This window comes from Pontibacillus halophilus JSM 076056 = DSM 19796, assembly GCF_000425205.1.
GTDB classification, from domain to species: Bacteria; Bacillota; Bacilli; order Bacillales; family BH030062; genus Pontibacillus_A; species Pontibacillus_A halophilus.
On sequence record NZ_AULI01000025.1, the window covers coordinates 12172 to 35897 of the forward strand.

General features: G+C 41.9%; 21 protein-coding genes. 19 read left to right on the top strand and 2 right to left on the bottom strand.

Going from position 1 to position 23726, the window contains the following annotated elements; translation table 11 throughout:
• Positions 1-577 precede the first annotated feature (577 nt).
• From H513_RS20590 to H513_RS20595, 7 genes are all read left to right on the top strand, one after another.
• Positions 578-2395, top strand: coding sequence for an endonuclease/exonuclease/phosphatase family protein (locus tag H513_RS20590; protein ID WP_051240109.1), 1818 nt, complete (start codon positions 578-580; stop codon positions 2393-2395).
• 164 nt (positions 2396-2559) lie between these two features.
• A complete protein-coding gene (locus H513_RS0117030) occupies positions 2560-2814 on the top strand; it encodes a hypothetical protein (protein ID WP_026801799.1) in 255 nt (84 codons plus the stop codon).
• A 44-nt stretch (positions 2815-2858) separates the two neighbouring features.
• A complete protein-coding gene (locus H513_RS0117035) occupies positions 2859-4919 on the top strand; it encodes a thioredoxin domain-containing protein (RefSeq protein WP_026801800.1) in 2061 nt (686 codons plus the stop codon).
• A 230-nt stretch (positions 4920-5149) separates the two neighbouring features.
• A complete protein-coding gene (locus H513_RS0117040) occupies positions 5150-11467 on the top strand; it encodes a carboxypeptidase regulatory-like domain-containing protein (RefSeq protein ID WP_026801801.1) in 6318 nt (2105 codons plus the stop codon).
• Positions 11468-11825: 358 nt separating this feature from the next.
• The gene (locus tag H513_RS0117045) at positions 11826-12386 is read left to right on the top strand and encodes an AAA family ATPase (RefSeq protein ID WP_026801802.1); all 561 of its coding nucleotides are present in this window, start codon (positions 11826-11828) and stop codon (positions 12384-12386) included.
• Positions 12387-12406: 20 nt separating this feature from the next.
• Positions 12407-12844, top strand: coding sequence for a hypothetical protein (locus H513_RS0117050; RefSeq protein ID WP_026801803.1), 438 nt, complete (start codon positions 12407-12409; stop codon positions 12842-12844).
• Between the two features lie 33 nt (positions 12845-12877).
• Positions 12878-13528 carry a hypothetical protein gene (locus tag H513_RS20595; protein WP_233422728.1) on the top strand — a complete coding sequence of 217 codons (651 nt, stop codon included), beginning with the start codon at positions 12878-12880 and terminating at the stop codon, positions 13526-13528.
• Between the two features lie 72 nt (positions 13529-13600).
• Here H513_RS20595 and H513_RS0117060 read toward each other — a convergent pair whose 3' ends face one another.
• Positions 13601-14026 (bottom strand): OsmC family protein, encoded by a 426-nt coding sequence (locus H513_RS0117060; RefSeq protein WP_026801804.1) that lies wholly within the window; start codon positions 14024-14026, stop codon positions 13601-13603.
• 321 nt (positions 14027-14347) lie between these two features.
• Between H513_RS0117060 and H513_RS0117065 the strand changes: the two genes are divergently transcribed.
• From H513_RS0117065 to H513_RS22135, 7 genes are all read left to right on the top strand, one after another.
• On the top strand, positions 14348-14536 hold the full coding sequence (locus H513_RS0117065) for a hypothetical protein (RefSeq protein WP_026801805.1): 189 nt from the start codon (positions 14348-14350) through the stop codon (positions 14534-14536).
• A gap of 202 nt (positions 14537-14738) precedes the next feature.
• On the top strand, positions 14739-15356 hold the full coding sequence (locus H513_RS20600; protein ID WP_051240113.1) for a YczE/YyaS/YitT family protein: 618 nt from the start codon (positions 14739-14741) through the stop codon (positions 15354-15356).
• A 258-nt stretch (positions 15357-15614) separates the two neighbouring features.
• Entirely contained in the window at positions 15615-16886 is a 1272-nt protein-coding gene (locus H513_RS0117075) for an MDR family MFS transporter (protein ID WP_026801806.1), read from the top strand.
• A 179-nt stretch (positions 16887-17065) separates the two neighbouring features.
• Positions 17066-17467 (top strand): secondary thiamine-phosphate synthase enzyme YjbQ, encoded by a 402-nt coding sequence (locus tag H513_RS0117080; RefSeq protein ID WP_026801807.1) that lies wholly within the window; start codon positions 17066-17068, stop codon positions 17465-17467.
• Positions 17468-17498: 31 nt separating this feature from the next.
• The gene (locus H513_RS0117085) at positions 17499-18077 is read left to right on the top strand and encodes an HD domain-containing protein (RefSeq protein ID WP_036770706.1); all 579 of its coding nucleotides are present in this window, start codon (positions 17499-17501) and stop codon (positions 18075-18077) included.
• A 22-nt stretch (positions 18078-18099) separates the two neighbouring features.
• On the top strand, positions 18100-18273 hold the full coding sequence (locus H513_RS21940; protein WP_169449942.1) for a hypothetical protein: 174 nt from the start codon (positions 18100-18102) through the stop codon (positions 18271-18273).
• Between the two features lie 463 nt (positions 18274-18736).
• Positions 18737-18961 carry a hypothetical protein gene (locus H513_RS22135; RefSeq protein WP_026801809.1) on the top strand — a complete coding sequence of 75 codons (225 nt, stop codon included), beginning with the start codon at positions 18737-18739 and terminating at the stop codon, positions 18959-18961.
• 143 nt (positions 18962-19104) lie between these two features.
• Here the strand turns inward: H513_RS22135 and H513_RS0117100 are convergent, their stop codons facing one another.
• Positions 19105-19641, bottom strand: a complete 537-nt coding sequence (locus tag H513_RS0117100; RefSeq protein ID WP_407946641.1) for a DUF420 domain-containing protein — start codon at positions 19639-19641, stop codon at positions 19105-19107.
• A 378-nt stretch (positions 19642-20019) separates the two neighbouring features.
• On the opposite strand from H513_RS0117100, the gene H513_RS0117105 reads away from it, so the two are divergent.
• The 5 genes from H513_RS0117105 (at position 20020) to H513_RS0117130 (ending at position 23530) form a co-directional block, all read left to right on the top strand.
• Positions 20020-20475, top strand: a complete 456-nt coding sequence (locus tag H513_RS0117105; protein WP_026801811.1) for a DUF4274 domain-containing protein — start codon at positions 20020-20022, stop codon at positions 20473-20475.
• 279 nt (positions 20476-20754) lie between these two features.
• The gene (locus H513_RS0117110; protein WP_026801812.1) at positions 20755-21450 is read left to right on the top strand and encodes an SMI1/KNR4 family protein; all 696 of its coding nucleotides are present in this window, start codon (positions 20755-20757) and stop codon (positions 21448-21450) included.
• A 304-nt stretch (positions 21451-21754) separates the two neighbouring features.
• Positions 21755-22228 (top strand): SMI1/KNR4 family protein, encoded by a 474-nt coding sequence (locus H513_RS0117115; RefSeq protein ID WP_026801813.1) that lies wholly within the window; start codon positions 21755-21757, stop codon positions 22226-22228.
• A gap of 50 nt (positions 22229-22278) precedes the next feature.
• Positions 22279-22746, top strand: a complete 468-nt coding sequence (locus tag H513_RS0117120) for a DUF6985 domain-containing protein (protein ID WP_026801814.1) — start codon at positions 22279-22281, stop codon at positions 22744-22746.
• Between the two features lie 313 nt (positions 22747-23059).
• A complete protein-coding gene (locus H513_RS0117130) occupies positions 23060-23530 on the top strand; it encodes an SMI1/KNR4 family protein (protein WP_026801816.1) in 471 nt (156 codons plus the stop codon).
• The last annotated feature ends 196 nt before the right edge of the window (positions 23531-23726 follow it).

A 23726-nucleotide genomic window follows, 5' to 3' on the forward strand; every position in this document is an offset into this window, starting at 1 on the left:
TATGGTCTTACAGAATGAGACGTACGTTAAACTAAACAATTTCGAGAATATGGGGGTGAACAAATGGGGTTGCTCATTGCACTATTAGGGATATTGTCTTCTGCTGGCTTTCTCTACTATATGGGGAAATCGGGAAAAACGTTTACTGACAGCGGTGGGGATGAATGATCGCAATCCATACATATATGGAAAGCCTGTTCTTAGAGCAGACTTTTTCTAATGGGATAGATGTTGAACATGGTAGAAATCTCATGCCGTTGACATGATTGGAACCGAGGTAGGACTAAAGGTTGGTTGGGATGAACGGCTACATCTCAACCTTTCCTAATAGATTTACATAGAGTTAACAAAGGGGTTAATGCTTAAGGCTTATAAAACGTATTACTTATGTACTGAACATGAAAATCGTTCAAGAGGTTCAGGACTTTCTCATCAAATTAGCCTTGTGGAATCATGTATAGTGCGCCATGAGTATATGGTGCTATGTTCCAATCTTGCTTGAGAAATTATGCTAGAGTTGATTATTTTTGGAATCATAAAGTGCATATTTGCATGAAGAAATGAGGAGGATGAGAGCATGGGTAAACGTACAAGTTGGAGGCAGAAGAGTGTTGTTACTCTGAGTCTAGTAGTCGGAGGATTGGTTGTACCATGGAGTCTATCAGACGTAGAGGCAACAGAAGCGGCTCCTTCTATTCACGATATACAGAGTGAGAGTCACCACTCTCCTTACGATGGGGAACAAGTAAGCGGCATAACAGGGATTGTCACGTATCTAACGTATGACGGGTTCTACATGCAGCATAAAGAAGAGAACTACGACGATAACCCTGCAACGTCAGAAGGAATTCATGTGAAGACATGGTCGGATGTGTCAGTAGGAGACGAAGTAACCGTCGATGGACAGGTAACAGAAGCGGTTCAAGACAACTTCGCTTGGTTCGATTTCTCAAATGATTTAAGTGTAACAAGTATTCTAGCTGATGAGGTGACGATTCAATCACAAGGACATGCTCTTCCAACTGCTGTGACACTGGGGGAAGAGGGTCGTACAATCCCTTCCCGTCACATCGACGATGATCAACTATCTAGCTTTGATGTTGAAGAGGATGCGATTGACTTCTATGAAAGCCTCGAGGGGATGAGAGTTTCTGCGCCGAATGCGAAAGTTGTGATGCCTCGAGCTGAATATACGTATTACGATGAGACGGCTGTTGTCGTGCCGAACGGAACTTCAACTATTGTGACGCCTGCGGGCGGAATTGCGATAGAGGGTGATCGTAATCCAGAACGAATCCTTGTTGATGATTACAGTCAGAACATGCGCCCTGTAAACGTTGGCAACACGTTCAAGGAAGCGATTACTGGAGTGATGGGGTATGAATTTAGCAACTTTAAGCTTATGACAGACGGTGTCCCAAATGTGAAGAAGAACACGTTCAAACCAGAGAAGACGTACTTAACCGGTTCAGAAGAAGAACTTACGGTAGCTTCCTATAATATAGAAAACTATTATAATGACGGTTCAGGTAAAACAAATGAGATTGCTAAGGACATCGTGAAGAACTTGCAGTCACCTGATATTGTCGGAGTTGTTGAGATGCAGGACGACAACGGCTCAGATTCAGGAGGCACAGATGCGACGGCAAATTATCAGGCACTCGTCAAAGCCATTGAGAAGAATGGTGGACCCTCCTACGCGTTTACTGACATTGCGCCACAGAACAACGAAGACGGCGGGCAGCCTGATGGAAATATTCGAGTTGGATACTTATACAACCCAGAACGTGTATCGTTAGTAGAGGGAGTGAAGGGAGATGCGACCACTGCGGTGGAAGTGCTTGACGATGGGGAGCTTAGCTTGAATCCAGGGCGAATCGACCCAACTCATGAGGCTTTCCAAGGTTCCCGTAAATCTTTGGCAGCGCAGTTCTCATTTGACGATGAGATTGTAACTGTCATCGCAAATCACTTTACATCCAAAGGGGGAGATGATGCGTTATTTGGCGCGATTCAACCTCCGCAGCGGCATAGTGAGGTGCAGCGCGTGAAGCAAGCATCTGTCGTCAATTACTTTGTCGATCAATTACTGAAAGAAGACAATGATGCCAACATCGTTGTGTTAGGGGATATGAACGACTTAGAGTTCTCTGACACACTTAACGCATTAGAAGGAAATGTACTTACGAACAAGATGGAGAGCATGTGGAAGAAACACCGCTACACGTATAACTATCAAGGGAATTCACAGGCACTCGACCATATCCTAGTAACGAATCACTTAGCGGATAATACGGTGTTTGACGTCGTTCATGTAAATGCAGACTTTACAGAGAAAGACGGACGCGTGAGTGACCACGACCCCGTGTTAGCGAAACTCTTTCTTGATGACTAGTCAATGTGCATAGAAGTTCGATTAGGAAGAGCTGACCATTATAAGGGTCGGCTCTTTCTATTTTGTAGCGTCTTTGTTTAGGATTGAGAGGAGAACGTGTAAGATAGAGAGAGATAAGGTCACACATTGTGTGGCTAACACGGTAGAGGAGGAAGTACGTAATTATGAATGCAACTGAAATGATACAAGCCATGAAGCAAATGGATAATGGAGAACGAATCAAATTTCTGGAATACGTATACCATGCTCATTTTAGCTCTAGCTCCGATGGCAATGAAAAATTAGCAAATCGTTATGCAATTGAGGAGTACATAGAGCGTGATTTAAATGAAGAGGAAAGAGAAATGGTAGAGCGAGCTTATGAGAATGGACGTGGGGACGGTTTTCATGAAGGGATGAGGAAGGCGCTTCAATCTTAACGGATGCGGTATTAGGTTTATATTAAATAAGAGTGGTGAATTACATGTCCAATAGCAAGCAGAACCGATTAATTAATGAGAAATCCCCCTATTTACAACAACATGCCCACAACCCAGTAGACTGGTATCCATGGGGAGAGGAAGCCTTTCAGAAGGCGAGAGAAGAGAACAAGCCGATCTTCTTAAGTATCGGGTATTCCACGTGTCATTGGTGTCACGTTATGGAACGAGAAACGTTTGAGGACGAGGGTATAGCTACGCTGTTAAATGAGTGGTTCGTCTCGATTAAAGTGGACCGGGAAGAACGGCCTGACATCGATTCCATATATATGACGGTGTGCCATATGATGAATGGGATGGGAGGTTGGCCGTTGAATCTATTCTTAACACCGAATCGTGTACCGTTCTATTCAGGTACGTACTTCCCGAAAGAGAGCCGACACAATCTACCTGGCTTTCGGGATGTCATCCTTCAGTTGTCTCAACAGTTTCACGCGAACCCTGAGAAGATTGAGCGTGTAGAGTCTAACGTACAGACTGCAGTGTCTCAAGCGTTCTCCGTACAGCAGACCGGCGATATTGAAGAAGGGATCTATCATCATAGTTACCACAATCTTATGAAGATGTTCGATGGGCAGCATGGTGGATTCGGCGCAGCGCCAAAGTTTCCAAGTCCTCATAATCTGTTGTTCTTGTTTAGATACCATGCGGAGGAGCCGTCCTCTCATGCACGCGTAATGGCAACGAGAACACTTGATGCGATGGCGGATGGCGGTCTTTACGACCATATAGGATATGGCTTCTCCCGATACTCCGTTGACGAGAAGTTTCTCGTCCCTCACTTTGAGAAGATGTTGTATGATAATGCCATGTTAGCGATGGCCTATACAGAAGGGTTTCAAGTGACAGGAAAGCATCGGTATAAACGAGTGGCAGAGGAGATTCTCACCTATGTGGTTCGAGACATGAGGCACCCTGAAGGCGGCTTCTACTCAGCGGAGGATGCAGATTCCGAAGGGGTAGAAGGCAAGTTCTATGTATGGACGCCGGCTGAGGTGATGCATGTTGTTGGGGAAGAGCTTGGCGAACTCTTCTGCCAAGCATACAATATCACCAAAGAAGGAAACTTTGAAGGAAAGAGCATTCCAAATACAATCAACGTTGATCTAAGTTCACTTGCAAAGAGGAATGAATTAACCGTTGAAGAAGTAATGGAAGACCTGGAACAAGCGCGAGCACTCCTGTTCCAAGCAAGAAAAGAACGGATAGCCCCGTTTAAGGATGATAAGATCCTGACATCATGGAACGGCTTAATGATTGCAGCTCTTGCTAAAGCTGGACGAGTGTACGACCGGAGTGATTTCATCCAACATGCCGAAGAAGCGGTATCCTTTATAGAAGAGAATCTCTACGAGAATGGGCGACTCATGCTTCGATACCGTGACGGGGAAGTGAAACATAAAGGAGTGTTGGAAGACTACGCCTACATGCTTTGGGGGTATATGGAGCTGTATGAAGCAACGCTTGAAACGTGTTATTTACGAAAGGCACGTGAACTGTCACTCACTATGTATGACTTGTTTTGGGACAACGAGCAGTCTGGATTCTTCCTCTATGGAGTTGACAGCGAAGAGCTCCTGGCACGACCTAAAGAGGCGGCGGATGGAGCCTTGCCCTCTGGAAACAGTGTCGCATCACTTCAGTTGTGGCGTCTAGCAAAGATTATCGGAGATTACGAGTTAGAAGAGAGAGTTTCTCTCCTACTCAATGCCTTTGTAGAAGACCTACACCAATATCCAGCTGGTCATGCGTATTTGATGCAAACGGTTCTCTCTACGCAACAAACCATGAAAGAAGTCGTTGTGCTAGTAGGTGAGAACAAGCAGGAGACAGAAGCCTTCTTACGAGATTTAAAGAGAACGTGGCTTCCAAACGTCACCTATCTTGTGATTCAAGAAGACGAACAACCAGAACACATCGCTCCTTTCACGAAAGACTACAAGAAAATCGATGGTAAGACCACAGTCTATGTATGCCAGAACTACAGCTGCCAACAACCAACCACAGACCTAAGGGACATAGGGACAGGTTACTTGTCCCAGTAAACCATAGAAAGCTGCCGAGTGAGGAATCTCGGCAGCTTTTTTAGCTGTTACTTCTTGAACAGCTTTGGATTTTCATTGCGTATGGATGCGACTTCACCACACTCGAAAGATCTTGCGGGACAAAGAACCTGTCCCTCCGTCCCGGTGAAATGGTACTTATGTCTATGCCACCTTTTTGGTTCTACACATACGATGGAGTATATGTGTAGAAATGAAAGGGTGTGTGTCAGATGCAATTTCCGCCAACTTCGGATTTCACCCCCCTTTTAATAGGGGGAGTTCCTTTATTTGATAACTTAAATGATGAAAATCCTAATTCGGTTGATATTGTTGGGAATAGTTCGTTTCCCGCTGGTTATATTGCATATGATGGTGAAAGTATTTATTTTCGGTTGAGGCTCCATGATGACCCTCGTCAAGGGCAAGGGTTTAGTAATTTCGCTTGGGGGATTCTCTTTAATACGAGTGGAGTCGCTGGCGAGTATGATTGGTTGATTAACGTCAATGGGTTAGATGAAACCGTCAATATTGTGAAGAACATTAATAAGGAATTCAATGAATGGAATGATCCTGCTGAAGGTGTCAACGGGGAACCTAGTTATGCACAAGGGATTACGAACTATGACATTGCTCGTGTCGTTGTAGCAGATTCAGCCATTGGCAGTCAGAACTACTTCTTAGATTGGTTTATCCCAGCGGATACGTTCTTCACTGTACTAGGAATTGATGAGAATTCAGTCGTTTCTAATGTTTATTTCACATCCGCCAATGCGAATAACTACAACAAAGACTCGTTGCAAACAAATGAAGGCTTTCAATTTATTGATGCGTTTACTGACCCAATTACAATCGGTGATACGGATGTAAGGGCAAGGTTAGTAACGGACAAAGTACTAACAGCTGGTCCTAGCAACATTTTACTAGGGGTAACGGAAACGTGGACGACAGAAGTTTCGGTTACAAATACCGGCAAATCAGAGGCTATCAATGTAACAGTGAATGACTTTTCAGGACTTGATAATGTTGACGACCTTGTAATTAGTTCTGTTACTAAAGGGGCTGCTGTCCTTGATAATGTAACGAATACGATCACTTGGACAGTAGGAAATCTTCTACCTGGAGAAACGGCGACCATGGTCGTAACGGTTACGGGTAGCTTTACCAGTATAGGGAGTACTACGCGTCCATTAGACGAAGCATTTGCGGAGGGGAACGATGATTTAACGGGTGTCTCTCTCGTATCGGAAGTAGTCCAGATTCCTGTGTCAGTTCAGCAAGCTGCCACTCTAAACGGAACCATAATCGACCAATCGAATGGGGAAACGGTGTCTGGTGCAACCGTTGAGCTGCGACAAGGTGTAACAATTATAGATAGCACAGTATCTCTAACGAATGGATTCTATAGCTTTGTAAATGTGGTGCCTGGAACGTATGATATCGATGTCTCAAATCCACCAGAGTATACATCTACTACTGTAAGTGTAAGCATTGGCTCGGGCCAATCGGTTACTGAAGATATTTTCATTAATCCTGTACCGAGTACGATTGATGGTACTGTCACGGACAATGCCTTAAATCCAATCGCAGGTGCGACTGTAACACTTGATAATAATTTGGGTGTACCCATTGCAACGACAACAACAAATGGGGCAGGGCAGTATAGTTTCACAGGAGTTGTGCCGGGTTCTTATGAAGTGGAAGTTATGGCATCTGGCTTTGGTTCCGATTTAAAGTCCGTGATCACTCAGCCAGGTCAAACGAGTACAGTAGATTTCACTCTTGAAGCTACCGCTGGGAGCATCGCAGGGGCAATTCTGGATAGTGATACTTCAACAGCTATTCCGAATGCTTCTGTAGAATTGTTAACGAATGATGCAATATTCCTCACAAGTACGACTGCTGATGGTAGTGGGAATTACACCTTTACCGATTTGTCCCCTGGGTCGTACATCGTAAGAGCACAAGCGGCGAATTATAGTGTGAACTCAGTAAGTTCTATCGTATTGGCTAGTCAAGTAACGAGTACAGATGTACCTCTTATGCCTTCTCCTGGTTCCATTTCAGGGACTGTAACTGATGAACAGACAGGAGTGGTGTTAGGTGGTGCCACTGTTCAAGTACTCGATTCGCTCGGAAATATCGTGGATGCCACCTTAACGAATGGATCAGGCGCCTATACGTTTAATAATTTAGCCACTGGAAGTTATACGCTCGTATTTACAGCGAATGGATACTCGAAACTCGTCATAGGATCAGTGGTCGAGGCGGGTCAGACAACGACGACAAATGTTTCATTGGAAGAAATTGCAGGTAGCTTACAAGGAACCGTCGAGGATAATACAGCCAATGCTATCGCTGGTGCGCTCGTAACGGTTTATGAGAATCAAATTCCAGTAGCCACCGCTCTAACCGATGAAAACGGAAATTATTTTATTCCGGATTTGGCAGGTGGAGCCTACAATGTTGTGATTACGGCCGACAACTATCAATCACAATCCCTTGGTACAACCATCGTTAGAGGGGAAACAACAATACTAAATGCGACACTACAAGATAGTCCTGGGACTTTAACTGGAAGTGTCTCGAGTAGTGGTTCGCCTTTAGCAGGAGCAACCATTGCCATTCAAAATCAGTCTGGAATCATCTCCACCACTTTCACAGATTCCAATGGACAGTATGTAATTGAGAATCTAGCTCCAGGCAGTTATTCCGTAGTTGCAAGCTTCTCCACTTATGAGACTCAAATTAACGGAGCTATTATTGAAGCCAATACCACCACGAATGTTGACTTCGATTTAGAGCAGACCCCAGGTGGGATTGCCGGAGAAGTACTAAATGCACAAACGGGAATCCCAATCATTGGTGCAAATGTAGAAGTGAGATTTATTGATTCAAGCGGTGCCATTGTTGCGACAGTCTTTACGGATGAAGATGGCATGTATCGAGCGAACGATTTAGCTCCTGGCTTTTATACGCTGGTCTATGGGGCTGAGGATTTTCAGACGGTTGCCATTACAACTGAAGTAGAAGCAGGCATAACGAAAATTGTAAATGCCTTATTAGAGCCAAACCCAGGAGCGGTGAATGGGACGATTATTAATTCAATTGATGAATCTCCATTGCCGGGCGCGCTTGTCACCATTGTCGACAGCAATGGATTTGTGGTTGATACCGTTACTACGGGTACGAATGGTGCTTTCAACATTAATGGGTTAGCTCCTGGAAGTTATACAATCACCGCCTCAATTGATGGGTTTCAGAACAATGTAACCGGCGTTACGGTAAGGTCAAATGAAATTACAGCGACAATCATTCCTTTGACTCCTGGCCCTGGAAGGATTGAAGGTACAGTTACCCCTTCTCTTTCTGGAACGTTAGTGAGATTATTTGACCAGAACGGGGTCTTTATCGCATCAACCATACCTGAGAATGGACTATTTAACTTTGACAACCTAGCACCTGGAACGTATACAGTCAGCGCAAGTGCAAATGAGTACACGACTGACACTGTTGGAGTAGAAGTTCTATCAAGTCAAACAAGTTTCGTCTCGTTAACCCTTGATCCCCTTCCTGCAACAGTGTCTGGAACCATTACGAGTAGCGGCGGCGCGCCTATAGCGAACGCCTTAGTCAAAATTGTGAATGATGCTGGAGTGACCCTTGGTTCTGCGTTCACGAATGAGTTAGGAGGCTACACGTTACCAAATATTCCAGCTGGTTCATTTACACTTGTAGCGGGTGCCGATGGATTTGCATCAAGCTCTGTTGGTGTCACAACTGCCCAAGGACAAGATTTGTCAGGGGTTAACGTTCAGTTGAGTGCAGCAACAGGTGGGATTAGTGGGCAGGTATCAAACCTTGTAACGGGAGACCCACTCGTTGGAGTAACCATTACTGTGCGAGACCCATCTACTCAAACGATTATTGCTACAACGACGACGGATGTATTCGGGGATTATCTGTTGACTTCAATCCCTCCAGGTTCACAAACCGTGTCTGCTTTCCTAGAAGGATTTGCCCGCCAACAATTAGGAGCATCCGTAGTAGCAGGGGAAACCACTTCTGCTGATTTCATCCTAGACCCAAACCCTGGTGAAGTCCAAGGGATTCTTGTGGACGGGAACGGGAATCCGCTCATGCTCTCCAATATGTTCGTTGAAGTCTATAATGAGCGAAAGGAATTCATTACGACGATTACAGTGAACGGTGACGGGACGTATAAGGTGCCTGGCCTTATACCTGGTACCTACTTCTTAACAGCATCTGCACCTGGATATAGTAGCTCAACGGTATCAGCTGTTGTAAATTCAAATACAGTGACTGCGGTGACTCATACACTGCAACTGAACCCAGCGACGTTAAACGTTGTTGTCTTGGATGATGAAACAGGGCAACCACAAGCAGGTGCAAGTGTGATAGTCGAGCACACCAATGGTATCCCAATCGATCAAGGAATCACGGATCAGAATGGCTTGATTCGCTTTACAGACCTAGCTGGAGGAGAGTATTTCATCACTGCTACGAAAGATGGATTCGGTACTACCTCTCAAGGATTGTTTCTTGGGAATGGGGATACGAGATCTATTACGTTGCGGTTGCCAACAGAAGTTGGTATTCTACAAGGATTTGTGACAGATGGAACTAGTGGAAATCCAATCCTTGATGCGACCGTCCAAGTATTCGATGAGAATGGTGTGCTCGTACTAGAGGGGGTGACGGATGAGAATGGACGTTATCGGTTCGAAGGGCTTGCTCCAGGTGAATACACCGTCATCACGTCAGCGGGCAATTTCAGTCCTGAATCAGCAGGAGCCTTTATTATAGCTGGAGAGACGTCAACCTTAAGTTTCGCGTTAACTCCAAATGCAGGTCGAATTGAAGGAACGGTGACGGATGCTACAACAGGAGATCCAGTTCAAGGAGCCACAATCATTATCCGTGAGGGTTCAGAGACAGGACCAATCATCTTTACAACCATTACAGATGAGAACGGATTCTATCAAAGTGGTGGTTTGGCGGAGAATGTATATGTGTTAGTAACAAGAGACCCAAATTACGGGAGTGAAACGGGAGTCGTGACTGTCGAGAGAAATCAAGTTACGACATTGAATTTCTCGTTAACTCCAAATCCAGGTAGAGTACAGGGGAGTGTAAGAAGTGCGAGTGCAGGGTTGCCGATTACGGGTGCCTTAATCAGAGTTACCAATCAAGATGGATTTATAATTGGTACGGTTCCGACAGATGAAAGTGGCTTCTACACGCTTGGCGGATTGGCGCCTGGAACTTACAGGATTACAGCAGGCGATCCAAACTTTCAAATCGCAAAAGCAACATTCTCCGTAGGTACGAACCAAACAGTTACTCGGAATTTTGCTCTACAAGGGGACCCTGCGACTATTACCGGCGCAGTCATCGATAATGAGAACAATGCACCACTTGTAGGGGCACTTGTTCAAGTATTTGATACGGAGACGGAATTATTGTTAGGGGAGGCACTAACGAACGAAGATGGGTTTTACGCAATATTTGGGCTCTCAACAGACACGATTCAAGTATTAATCAGTTTTCCTGGTTACGGTACCTTTCAAAGTACCTTCCCCACATCCGCAGGAAGTACAGCTGATGTAAGTGTGAGACTCTCCCAAACCCCAGCTACCATAAGAGGAAGAGTAACAGCGCAAGAGGGCGGTACTCCAATTGATGGTGTCACGGTCGTTCTTAAACTTGCAGGAGCCACAACGCCATATGCATTTGCAATCACGAACGAAGATGGAGACTATGAATTTACAGGATTAGCTCCAGGGAGTTATACAGTAACTTTCGTAGCAGTGGACTTCCAAAATGTTTCATTTGGTGTTGTTCTCGGCCCTAATGAAGTTAGGATTCTCAATGTTTCTTTGCAAAGAGGAGGACCGATTGGGTTAGTCCCAGAGTGTATTCGAACAAGAAAGGTGTACGATTGGGTTGTGACAGCTACACATCTAACCCGTACTTCCTATTTCCCAACTTGTTGTCAACAGGAGATTGACCGGTTGCTTAGTCTTGGCGAAACATTGGTCATACAGGCGGAAATTGAGGATGTTAAAGAACGAGTGGTAACAATCGAGAATGGGAACCCAGGTTGGATTAAGGTAACCTTCTTAATGGAAGTTACCATCAGAGTCATAAATGAGTTGACTGAAAATATAGTTTGTAAATTTAACACGCCATTACTCATAGCAGAAGAATTAGCGATTTGTATACCTGAACCATTCGATGTAAACAATGTAGACTTATCGATTCTAACATCGAAAGTGACGACAGAAGGAATTGTTTCCTCTCAATCGTACGAACTAACTGCCTTTATTTGCTTCGATGTAACAGTAACCTGTCAAGTAAACTTAGAAGTGCTTGGTGATTTCTGTAGTCCTAGAAGGGAAATTCCGATAGAGAAGCCACCATTAAAGTGTGTGGTTGGTCCAAATATCCTTCCACCTACTCAATGTAGTAACTTTATTGAAGACAGTGAATTTGACGACTTGCTATCGTTGATTAATGACCAAGATTAAACAACCAAGCTGCCGAGTGACGAATCTCGGCGGCTTTTTTTTGTTGTTACTTCTTGAGAGCTTTGGATTTTCAATGCGTATGGATGCGACCTCTCCACAATTCAGGCAGAAGGTAAAGAGTTTGGGACTACTAGTCAAAGACACCTTACTTTGTCTAATCGGCATATAGTCCGTCCCTTCACTGAATTGAGTTCCTACGCCACGATCTCCAGACTCATCTAAGTATGAAGCTTTAAGTAGGTGGCATGAAATGGAATTATTTTCTTTATGTGAAAGGGATTATGGAACCTCTTGTAGAAAAGAGTCGATTGGTGGTTTGTATTTAGAGTTGGAAGAGAGACAGGTAGGAGGGATAACGATGAAATTTGTAATGATTACCGGGCCACAAGCTGTAGGGAAGATGACGGTCGGCCAAGAGCTCGCAAAGCTAACGAATCTTTCCCTATTTCATAATCATATGACGATTGACCTTGTCGGACAGTTCTTCGACTATGATACACCTTCAGGGAAGCGGCTAGTCAATCTCTTTCGTCATGAAATCTTTGAAGAGATGGCGAGTAGTGATGAAGAGGGGATGATCTTTACGTATGTGTGGGCGTTTAACTTACAGGAAGACTGGGAGTATGTAGAACGGGTCACTCACCAGTTCGAATCGAAAGGAGCGACCGTTTACTATGTAGAGCTTGAAGCGAATCTAGATACACGCCTTCAGCGTAACAAAACGGAGAACCGCCTTCAGCACAAGCCATCGAAGCGGGATATCCAGTGGTCGGAGAATGAGATGAAGGACTCTATGAATGAGTATCGGTTAAATTCAATAGCGGGTGAAATCACCCACACCAATTACATAAGAATCGATAATACGAACCTTAGCGCGAGAGAAGTAGCAGAAAAGGTGAAGGATGCCTTTACTCTTTAGGGAGGAAGGAGCATTATTTTATGACAGACGTTGCTATTTTACTATTGCTTTACGTGTTCGCTTTGTTGTTGCTTAGTTATCCAGTCAACCTATTTCTCCGGTTGGGAGTAGGTATTTACTATGTGTTTACGCTCTATTCATTCAGCCAGGACTATCTAGCATTATCTGAAGAGCGGGATGCGTATGTTCAGAAGCATAGATATAACCATGACCATGACAATAAAGAAGACACATTGGCGCTAGAGCGACATTGGGATGAGCAGAGTAACTTAGTTGGGATGTATGAGGCACAAGTGAATGTCCCAATCTTCCTGTTTATTGTGTACGCCTACTACAGATGGTTCTCTTTCGTAGAGGAGCGAAGACATAAGATTTGGATTGCGGTTAGCATCCTTCCTGTTTTGCTCACGTACACAATTGCAGTGATATTCTTTGGAATGCAAGGCTATCAGCCATAAATAGTGAAGGAAGTGTGTAAAGAGATGATGGAATTGAAGAAAGCAATAAAGGTGTGTAGCCTGTTCTCTCTACTTCTCCTTATTGGATGCAGCACGGGCACAGGGAACGAAGCGTCAGAAGAAACGACAGCTGTTGAACAAACTGAGGAGCAGGTGGAAGCGGAAGAAGAAAACGAGCAAGAAGTGTCGCATGCGAGTGACAACAATTCAGAAGAAGGGCAGAAAGAGACGAAAGACGACCGTTCTCAAACTATTGAAGCTACAGAGGAAGATCCTCTAGCTAGCTATTCGGCTGAAGAGATTGAGTATGCTCGGGTGTGGTTGCAGCTAGGAGTTAACCAGAACTTAGACGAATTAACAGTCACAAAGATTAAGGAAGGAGAACCCTTGAATCCATATGACGATACGAGTGCCGTCTATCCTGAAGATGTAACAAACCTTGGTGGTCGGTTAATTGACGGTTCCGTGACGTACAGTGGAAACGGCAATGGAACCATCAACGTATATGATGTGCCCAAACGTTGGGAAAGCAGTTATCCTGAAGAACTGGGAGAAGACTTTATTAAAGAATTTACGAATGACATTATTGAGAATACCAAGCTTGTATCCATAGAACCAGGTAATCCTGAGAAGGTAATTGAACTCATTGGGAAAATGGAATACGCTCCTCGTAATGATGAATGATGCTCCAAGTCTCTAGCACAACGAATTCAATCGAAAAAAGCCCTAACACAAATGGTTAGGGCTTTTACTGTATTAAAGTGTCTGTTCCCCATTCACGCCGTTAATGGAGTAAGTCACAGTTAAGTTTGCGTTAATGGAGTGGGCAACGGAACAGTATTTATCTTTAGAAAGTTGCACAGCACGTACCACTTTGTCTTCAGGAAGTTCTCCTTCTAGAGCATAGTGGATATGAATGTCTGTAAATTTACGTGGATGCTCCTCAGCACGCTCACCTTTCATATCCATATGAAATCCGATTGGGTTAAGTCGCATTTTCTGGAGAATCTGGATAATATCGATTCCAGTACAGCTTGCTACAGCAGACATAAGCGCCTCTGTTGGGCGCGCTCCAGAGTTCTCACCGCCATCGCCTTCTCCTGCATCCAATCGGATTGTATGTCCAGAAGGTGCTGCCCCTTCAAATGCCATTTTCCCTTTCCAGTCTACTTTAAATTCCATCGTTTACGCTCCTTTACTTACTTATTCGTTATAGGTCTACAGTTATCTTTCGCAACTATAAGTATACTATGTAGGTTCAATACCTAGCTACGTATTTGCTCTAGCCGAAGTTTGTGGAAATGAATACATTCGGAAGGCAATGCATTCACATTCAAATAAATTCCAATTAGAGGGATTTGTGCTATAATGGGGTCGCATAAAGTAACAAGTCTATGATTCCTTCGCCCACCTTATGGATTAATTAACGATAATAGAAAGCTAGGAATTATAGGAGCGATCGTCCATGGTGTACCAAAGAATAGTGTGGGGAGGAGGGGGAATATGGTTTTTTGGATATGCATTGCCTTAATAGGAATCTTGACACCAATTAGCCAGGTATCTTCTGATAAGAAGCTAACTAACAGAGAAAAGAAGCGGTCGATTCTCGGGATCTTAGGAATTTCTGCTACCTTAACTGTTCTATTGTTAATCATTGAATACAGTTACCTTATAGCGGACATGATTCATTGAGTAGTTGCTTCTATAGGTCATATAGCAATCAACAGTTGTTAGTATACATAACGTCGAAGGAGCTTCCCGTTTTGGGAAGCTCTTTTTTGATACGTACATATGAGCATACCTGTTCAAGAAAGGCATTTTTATTGAATGCATCGTAAAGTCCTGTTACGATTTCTATGCTTATCAATCCAGAATGAAAAGGAGGGACAGGTGTATGAAGCAGTTATTCTTATATTTGTTCGGTATACTCATCTCGAGCCTTGGCATTGCGTTCTTCATTAAAGCGGATGTTGGGGTTGGCACGACAGACAGCGTCGCAGTAGGCTTGTCCTCCCACATTCCAATTAGTGTAGGGGTTGGAATGATGACAGTCCACGTAACGGTTATCCTATTAAATAGTATTCTAGGGAAGACGCTCCCATCCTTATTTGTCTTTATTCCAATTGTATTAAGAGGGGTCACGCTCGACTTGTGGAATTTCCTTCTTACAGACTTCCAGCTGGAGTCGCTCGTCTTAAGGTGGGGACTCTTATTCGTCGGAATTGCCTTCATGGGAATTGGCATTGGCTCGTACTTACACACGAACCTTCCTAAAATCCCTGTCGATGAACTGATGCAAACCTTGATGAAGAAAGATGGACTCTCCCTTAGAGTGAACCGCAATCTCTATGAGTTCTCCTTACTTGTCATCGGGTTCCTACTTGGAGGTCCAATTGGAATCGGTACGTTTGTCATCTCGTTCTTACTCGGCCCATCCATTCAGTTCTTCTATGAACAATGGAGCAACCTACTTTCGCCTAGCAATGGTGGACAATACGCAAGTACTTCCTAACGGTTGAAAAGTCAATTCGAATGAGAATTGGCTTTTTCTTTATGAAAAAAACGTGATGAACGGTGTGCATCCAGTAAACAGCATACGAATCACAAAAAAGCGCAATCTTAAAAAGGTTCGCGCTTTTTAAGATACAAAGATTGATTTGTTTCCTTTATTTTGAAATAATCAACGATAAGAATTCGTAACTTCCACAATAGGTGTCGCAAATCGACATGCTCTCTGAAGTGTTAGGATAGCGAAAAGGGGGAGACGAGCATGAAATTCAGAGAGTTTCACCGAAATATCAAGATTCGGATTGTGGAGACGTTCGTAAGTCGCTTTATTGGAAGTATGATCTTTCCATTTATGTCGATTTACTTGGCCGTGCATTTCGGTGCGACCGTGGCTGGGTTATTGCTGCTTATTAATGTAGGAATTGGGATTGGCATTAACTTTCTAGGGGGATACTTCGCAGATCAATTCGGGCGAAAGAAGGTGATGCTATGGGCAGAATTGCTACGATTCCTCGCATTCATGACGATGGCTCTATGTAATTCACCTTGGTACCAATCACCGAGTATTACGTTCGCAATGATGACAGTCAACAGTATTTGCTGGGGGTTAGCAGGACCGGCGAACCATGCGATGCTGATTGACGTTAGTTTGCCCTCTCAACGCAAAGTCATCTATTCCATTACATACTGGGTAAACAATCTATCCATTGCAGTGGGAGGAATCATAGGAGCTTTCTTGTTCAAAGACTACCTATTTGAACTGTTTATCGCCTTAAGTTTCTCAGCTTTATTTGTTGTCGTCATTGTGATGTTCTTCATTATAGAGAGTCACTTTCCTGAACGAACGAAGATGCAACCTGTCCAACACGTGAAGAAGTTACTTTCAAGCTACAAGAGTGTATTGAATGATCGTTTATTTGTGTTGTTCACAGTTGCCGGTGTACTCACGCTCTCAATGGAATTTCAGCTGACGAATTACATTGGAATTCGATTGAGTGAAGAAATGCCGACACAAACCTTTCTATTCTGGGAAGTGGATGGGGTGAAAACGATGGGATTCCTGCGCAGTGAGAACACCATTCTCGTAGCAATCCTCATGTTGTTCGCTGCACGGTTATCTAAATCATTCCAAGATCGGCCTCTCCTTGTTGGGTGTAGCTTCTTATTTACAATCGGATATGGAGCGCTAGCTTACTCCAATAACCTATGGGTGCTCGTCATCATGATGGCCATTCTCACAGTTGGAGAAGTATTGAAAGTCCCTGTGGAGCAGTCCTATATGGCATCGATACCACCTGAGCACGCACGTAGCACGTATATGGCGTTCAATGGCTTGAAATTCAATTTATCCATGCTCATTGCCTCGTTGACCGTAGCCGTTAGTTCGATTCTGCCAACGACAGTTATGGCTATCTTAATCCTATTGATTGGACTGACCGGAACATGGATCTATCACCTTATCACTCCTCAGCTTGATGTTCGTAAAAGGCTTGAGATGGAGATGGAAGAGGTTAGTGGGACACTCGAGTCTTAAATAGAGAAGAGGTAAGGAAGAATGGACAAGAAAGAGTCTCTTTATCCAGCAGGTATTGAGTGGGGATAACTAAATCGTTAATAAAACGGCTGAAGAAGGATTAAGACTCTTCAGTCGTTTTTATGTCATGGTAGAATAGAGGAAGTAGGATGAAAAATTTGTTAAAAGGGGGAGCTGTTATGAATCACATATTCTCAGTAGAAACGACCCAGCACAGCCAGATGATTGATATGACATCACAACTTAATCAGTGGATACAAGATGAGGGGGTAAGAGAAGGAATTCTGATTGTTACTTCCCTCCATACGACAGCTGGCATTACCGTTAATGAAAATGCAGACCCAGATGTAAAGACCGACATGCTCCGTCGATTTGACGAGTTGTACCCATGGGAGCATACGGAGGACCGACATATGGAAGGGAATACGGCGGCGCACATGAAGACAAGTACCGTTGGACATTCACAGACCATCATTATTCAGAATGGGGAGCTTGTTCTAGGCACGTGGCAAGGCGTGTATTTCTGTGAGTTTGATGGCCCTCGAAAGCGAAAGGTACAAGTGAAAGTTATAGAAGGATAGGTGGACGAACGTGGAGCAAATCCAGAAGATTATGGACGTGTTATCATTAGCAGAGAACTTGAAACAAGAAATGCGCCATAGCTGGTTGTCGAATGGAAGACAAGAGAGTGTCGCAGAGCATACATGGAGAATGTCGCTCATGGCCGTCTTGGTGCAACCTTATTTAGACAGGAAAGTAAACATGGAGAAACTGCTCAAGATGGTCATTATCCACGATTTGATTGAAGCAGAAGCAGGTGATGTACCTGCCTTTGATGCGATGAACGACACACAAATTAAAAGAGAGAAAGAAGAACGAGAGCTTGACGCAATTCTTTCCCTTAAACGTCGCCTCCCGTCTGAGTTAGGGGTGGAAATCTATGAATTATGGATGGAGTTTGAAGGCAAAGAAACGTATACAGCAAAGGTTGCAAATGCCCTCGATAAGCTAGAGGTCCAACTCCAACATAATGAAGCTGACATACATACATGGTTAGACATTGAGAAAGAAATGACCTTTCAAATGGGCAAGCATGTCGAATTCGATTCGTTTCTTAGTAAGATGAAAGACCAAATTGAACAAGATGGAGAACAGAAAATGCTCGCTGCAGGCGTAGAGTACCGTAAGTAGCGAATAGAAATGAGGAGAATTCATGGATTCAAGGAAGTTCTTATTGCTGATCATTTTGCTAATGCATGTTGCGACATTAGTCAACATTACTGTATTCGATTCGGAGTGGAATGGGTTATTAATGGCATGGAACACCATCCTCTTCATAGCCGCAATTGCACTAGTTGTCCCTCAGTTTCAAAGGAGTAGAGGATAATCTTTAAGCAATAACGCCTAGCAGGTAGCTGCTAGGCGTTTTCTCGTTCATGATTAAATCGGTATCCATGCCACACAGAACGACTACAATGAACGAAGTAAAGACTTAAATGCTGATAGCTTCTGCCTTAACGTACGGCAGGACACGGTTGTTCCAATAAATCGGAGGAGGATGACCTCTACCTTATCCTTTAGCCACATTGTATTTATTATCTTTATTAGAGACTAACAACCTATAAGATTAAGGGGACCTATGTACGGTTACTTGGCTTGGTTTCAAGGCTCATCCATCCCCCAGGGAACGAATTGAAATGAACGATAAGCTTGTACAAGGAAATTAAATACAAATATAGAAGCATATAATAGATATAGATTACTGAATAAAGGTTGTTTCTTTCTTCAAACAAATGGGCATATTCGTTGAAGATTGAAAGCACAAGAACCCACAAAAGAGAGGTAGAATAATGGGCCTATTGCTTTGGATAACTATTGGCTTCATCGCCACCGGATTCGTTGTTCTTATTCGCACGAGAAAAGGGGTGGAGAATAAGGTTGCTTACATCAAGGCAAATATGGAAGGCGAGGAAAGTTTAAATAAAGCTAACTCCATAATCTGGTGGATAGGGTGTACCACAGCTTGGGGGTTAGTGAGTATGTTTCTTGTGGTGTGGTGTTTTCATAGTTACTAACGGGAACTGTAGATTTCGAATGTATGTAAACAAGCGGTGTGAAGTTAAGTTACATAGAAGATAATTAATCTTAAACTTCAACAATGAAAAGAAAAAAGACAGGTTCCTTGTCCCATTGGGACGAGGAACCTGTCCCTCTGTCTTTAGTAATATGGAGAAATCATAATGTACACAAGTACACCTGTAATACTTACATACAGCCATAGTGGCATTGTCCAGCGAGCAATCTTGCGGTGCTTGTCGACTTTCATTGCAAGTCCGCGGAACAAGCTGATCAGCGCAAGAGGCACAATGACAATTGCCAGAATGATATGCGTGATTAAGATAAAGTAGTAAATATATTGTAGAATTCCTTCACCACCGTACGATGTGGAAGGAGCCATCGCGTGATACGACAAGTACGTCACGAGGAAGAGCGCCGTCGTTGAGAACGCTGCAAAGATGAAGCGTTTATGCCACTTCACATTCTTTCGTAGAATCATAAATAACGCTGCGAACAAGAAGACGGTCGTAAATGAGTTAAAGATGGCATTCAGTAATGGTAGTATCGTCAAATCAAAACTAGTATCGCTATTGATCTCAGGCATGAAGAAGAGAATCGTAACAATCAGATTGATCGCAATGGATAACCCAATGACCCATGGTACATAGTTAAATTCTTTCTCTCTTTGTATATCCAAAGTAAGTCAACCTTTCTATGAGTATAATGGTACAAGAGTAGTATAACGAAAATATAAGCAAAATTCACCCTCTAACGCGCGGGAAAAGGTGACGGTATTGTTAACATTTTAGATTTTTGAGGGGATAGTAGAAGGGGAATACTTGATGAGTAAAGAAAGTCAATAGCAACAGGAAACAAAAGATGTCCATTTTCGAGTAAAAATAAAAAGCTTGCAAAGTCAGCTTTACAAGCATTTGAGGGTAAACCACAAGTTTCAAGATAATGGTTTACCTTTGTATCTAAGCCACGGTGCTACAGTAGAACTTTCGGAAAGAAAGCTTAAATTACTGGAAAAATTGTTGTTGTAAAATGAAATGTGATAAGGAGGTAAGTGTTTATGGACGAAAAAGATATTATGCTTCTGAAAGAGTTACTTTATCATACAAACAAGGATATTGTAGTAAAACAGTTAATGAATATAGATAACCCTTTATTCCTCCATTTCTTTTCTGCAAATTATAATTGGAACAATGGATTTGAGGTGCCAACAGTCATTCTACATAAAGAGATATGTGATTTAGGGACAGGATTACTGATGTTTCATTATGCAGATGGCTTCCGTCTGTTAGAAGGAATAGATGAAGATTCAAGTTCTACATCAGAAGATTGGGAAGTTTTTTTGAGGAAGACTTACTATAAACTATTAAACCTTGACTTTAAATCACAAGACATATCCTTTGACCCTGGATTAACACAAATACAAAAGTATAAGTTAAAAAAGAATAATCCAAACCTTCCTGACGTTTTAATTAGCGAGTCACCAGGTGAGAAAATTGATATGCCTAAAATATAACAGATATGCTTTACAAAGCGTATTGGTTAAAGAAAAAATAGGTAGGGGATACAGATGAAATATTATAAGCTAAGCTTAGAAGTTTTAGGTGAAAATGATATAGTTGTCATAATAAGGATGATTTAGGTATTCAACAATATAAATTTAAAACTGGGCAGACTTTTAATAAAAGGGATGGTTTGTGGTATCTAGAAGATTGAAAACTATTATGGAGACCTTATTGAGATCCAAAAAATTATAGATGAATTTAATAAGATAAATAAAAAGGGGTGATTTCGGGTGGATAAATTATCTTTTTTAAAACAATATAGAAAAAGTATAGAGGTTGTGTCTAACAGAGACTTACTCAATATTGAAAAGGAAAATATGCCTGCAAAATGGATAGAGATATTTAAAGAAACAGATAAAACTAGAAAGAAAGATAAATTAATAGCTTTATGGAATAGTGTATGTGAAAAAGAATTGAGTAATACTATATCATACTTGAAAGAAAATTTATTAGAATTTGAATTAATTGTAGATAATGGACAATATGCAGTACTATACAGCGTAAAGAGTGAAAATGACGAAATACTTTATTATGAAGGTGGTATACCGACTAATTCTATTTCAGAAATGCAACAAGATTGGTCAAATGTTCCAGAATCTATAAAGGAGTTCTATGAGAAGTTACATAATGGTTTTTATTATCTGCCAAGTAGAGCTATGGGACTTGTACCAGTAGAACGCATTACTCATTTTGAAGATCATGAATGGGGAATACTTGAAGAATTAGATGGACCATTAGGAGTTAATATGGCTACAACATATGGTTACTTTGAAAATGACATGGGAGGATATGTTGCTATAGATTTAAACAACTGTATAGGTGATGTAGCGACATTGTGGTTTACCAATGATAAGCCTGAATATAATGTGGATTTTTGGGATATTGTAGATGAATGGATTGTAATAGGGCTTCAAGACCAGTCTTAGGTGATATAGTTTGTCATTATAAGGATGATTTATAAAGTAATGCATTAACAGGTATGGAATTTTACGAAATGAAAGCTATCTAAATTTTTGAATGATAATTTTTCACTAGAATATATTCGAATATCTAGACTCCATGAAGGTAATACCGTCATGGAGCTTTATATATATAGGAATGATAAGAGAAAAGTACGAGAAATGGTCGATTTTACATGTTACATGTTATCGGGACTTACTTGCAAACCCCAATCAGAATTTGACAGGGTGGGCCTACGCGCCAAGATAATAATATTGTGGAGGTATAGAAATGCAATTTAAGGATGGATCATTCATTTACCCCTTGCCTGACGATACTCCGCTTTCTGAAAAGGAAGGTAAGTGGAGAATAAAATTACCAGAGACGTATAAAGAATTTATAAAAAAATATAATGGTGGTACTCCTATAAAGGATAGTTTTAAGGGTAATAACCATTATTATACGATTAATAGGTTTTTATGTATTTTAAAAGCAACTGGGGAAAGAGATGATGAGTATTACGATATAGGAGTAGTTAGAACACAATTAGACGAAAGAATTGTATTTGATGAGAACTTAGTAGGTACTGAACTGCTACCAATAGCTGTTTTGTTTGCAGGTGACTTTGTTTGCTTAGACTATCGTAACAATGTTGAAGAGCCTGTTGTATGCGTTTGGAATCATGAAGAGTCTTCAGATTTCAATCCTGAAACCTATATTATAAGTAATAGCTTTGAAGAATTTCTAAATATGTTAACAGAATAGATACTTGTTGGAAGTAACTAAACCTTCGAACGAAGTAAGGAGATTACTAAATGAGAATAAAAGATGAAACTTTTGGTGAACTTCAGTACGAATTTGGATGGTCAAGAACCATTACTTTGAACTTCTTCGGAGACACAACTGAGATGGATTTGATGATAGATGGTGAGGAAGAAGGAGAATTTGATGAAGGGCAGTACATAGCATACAAAGCACTAATGAATAGTTGGGAAGCCATACAACACTCTGTATTGACAGCTATCTTGAGCTATTATAAGCGAAAAAGAATCGAATTAGGCTATGATAAAAGCCTTAATGAAAAATATCCATTAGTCGAAACAACTCATGAATTACTTGAAATGATAAGTTTAGAAGGTCTTGTTGTTCCGTATGCGGATATCTTCGAAGCTCGACATATAGGACTTACTTTAAACTGTAGTTGGGACAATGAAAATGGAATAGGAATTCGGTTGTTAAATGAAGAGGTATCAGAAGTTGGATATCAGGATGTTGCTATATAGATTGTGCTTTTCGAGATTAGATTTTTATTTAGGTAAGATGCTTAATGCATTTAGTGGATACCAACGCAACTCATAAGCTGCTTATAATAGTCTAGATTGAGTTCCGATATATGAATGAAGTTTCTCATCGCCGTTCACGGCATAATAGAAGTGGTCATCCTGAACGAGGAAGCCTTGTTCCTTCATCTATTCCTTCGTATGTTCCCCACCCTAACCCTATCCATCAGGCATCACAGGACTAAATTTAATAAATGGAGAACCGATTATTGGAATGATAGATCAAATGGTTATTTTTACGAAGGGGGAGCAAAGAATGAGTATTAATACATATCAAAAAGCTAAAGAATTAATAAGTAGTGAGGGTGCACTAGCAGACTTTGTTGGTGGCTGTTCAGAAGAGTTAATAAGATTAGCTGAAAGAAAATTAAATCTGTCTTTCTCACCTATCTATAAAAATTACTTACGTTCGTTTGGTGCAGGTAATTTTGGCTCACAAGAAGTTTATGGGATAATCGATAAAAATTTTGTTAATTCATCTGTTCCAGACGCAATTTGGTTTACTCTATCTGAGAGAGAAGAGATAGATTTACCAGATACTTTATTAGTTATATACGATACGGGGAGCGACGAGCTTTATTGTTTAGATTTCAACCAAATAGAAGCCTCAGGAGAACCAAAAGTAGTGTCTTTTATCCCTGGTGTGAACATAGGTGACCAAACCTATGAAGTAATAGCTGATGACTTTGGTGATTATCTATTAGATTTAGTAGAACGAGAATTGTAATGCAAAGTGAGTTGAACTAATGGAATCGATACTAGTTTTTGTGATATCAAGTCTTATAGCAGGATTTGTAGGTGAACACCAACGGCAAGTTAAGTGTTTAATGGATAGGCTACACTAAATTGGACATGTAAATTAAGGTCAGGTAAACTTATCTCAATTCAAATAGCGAGGAGCACTGACCATGACTAAGAGGTCC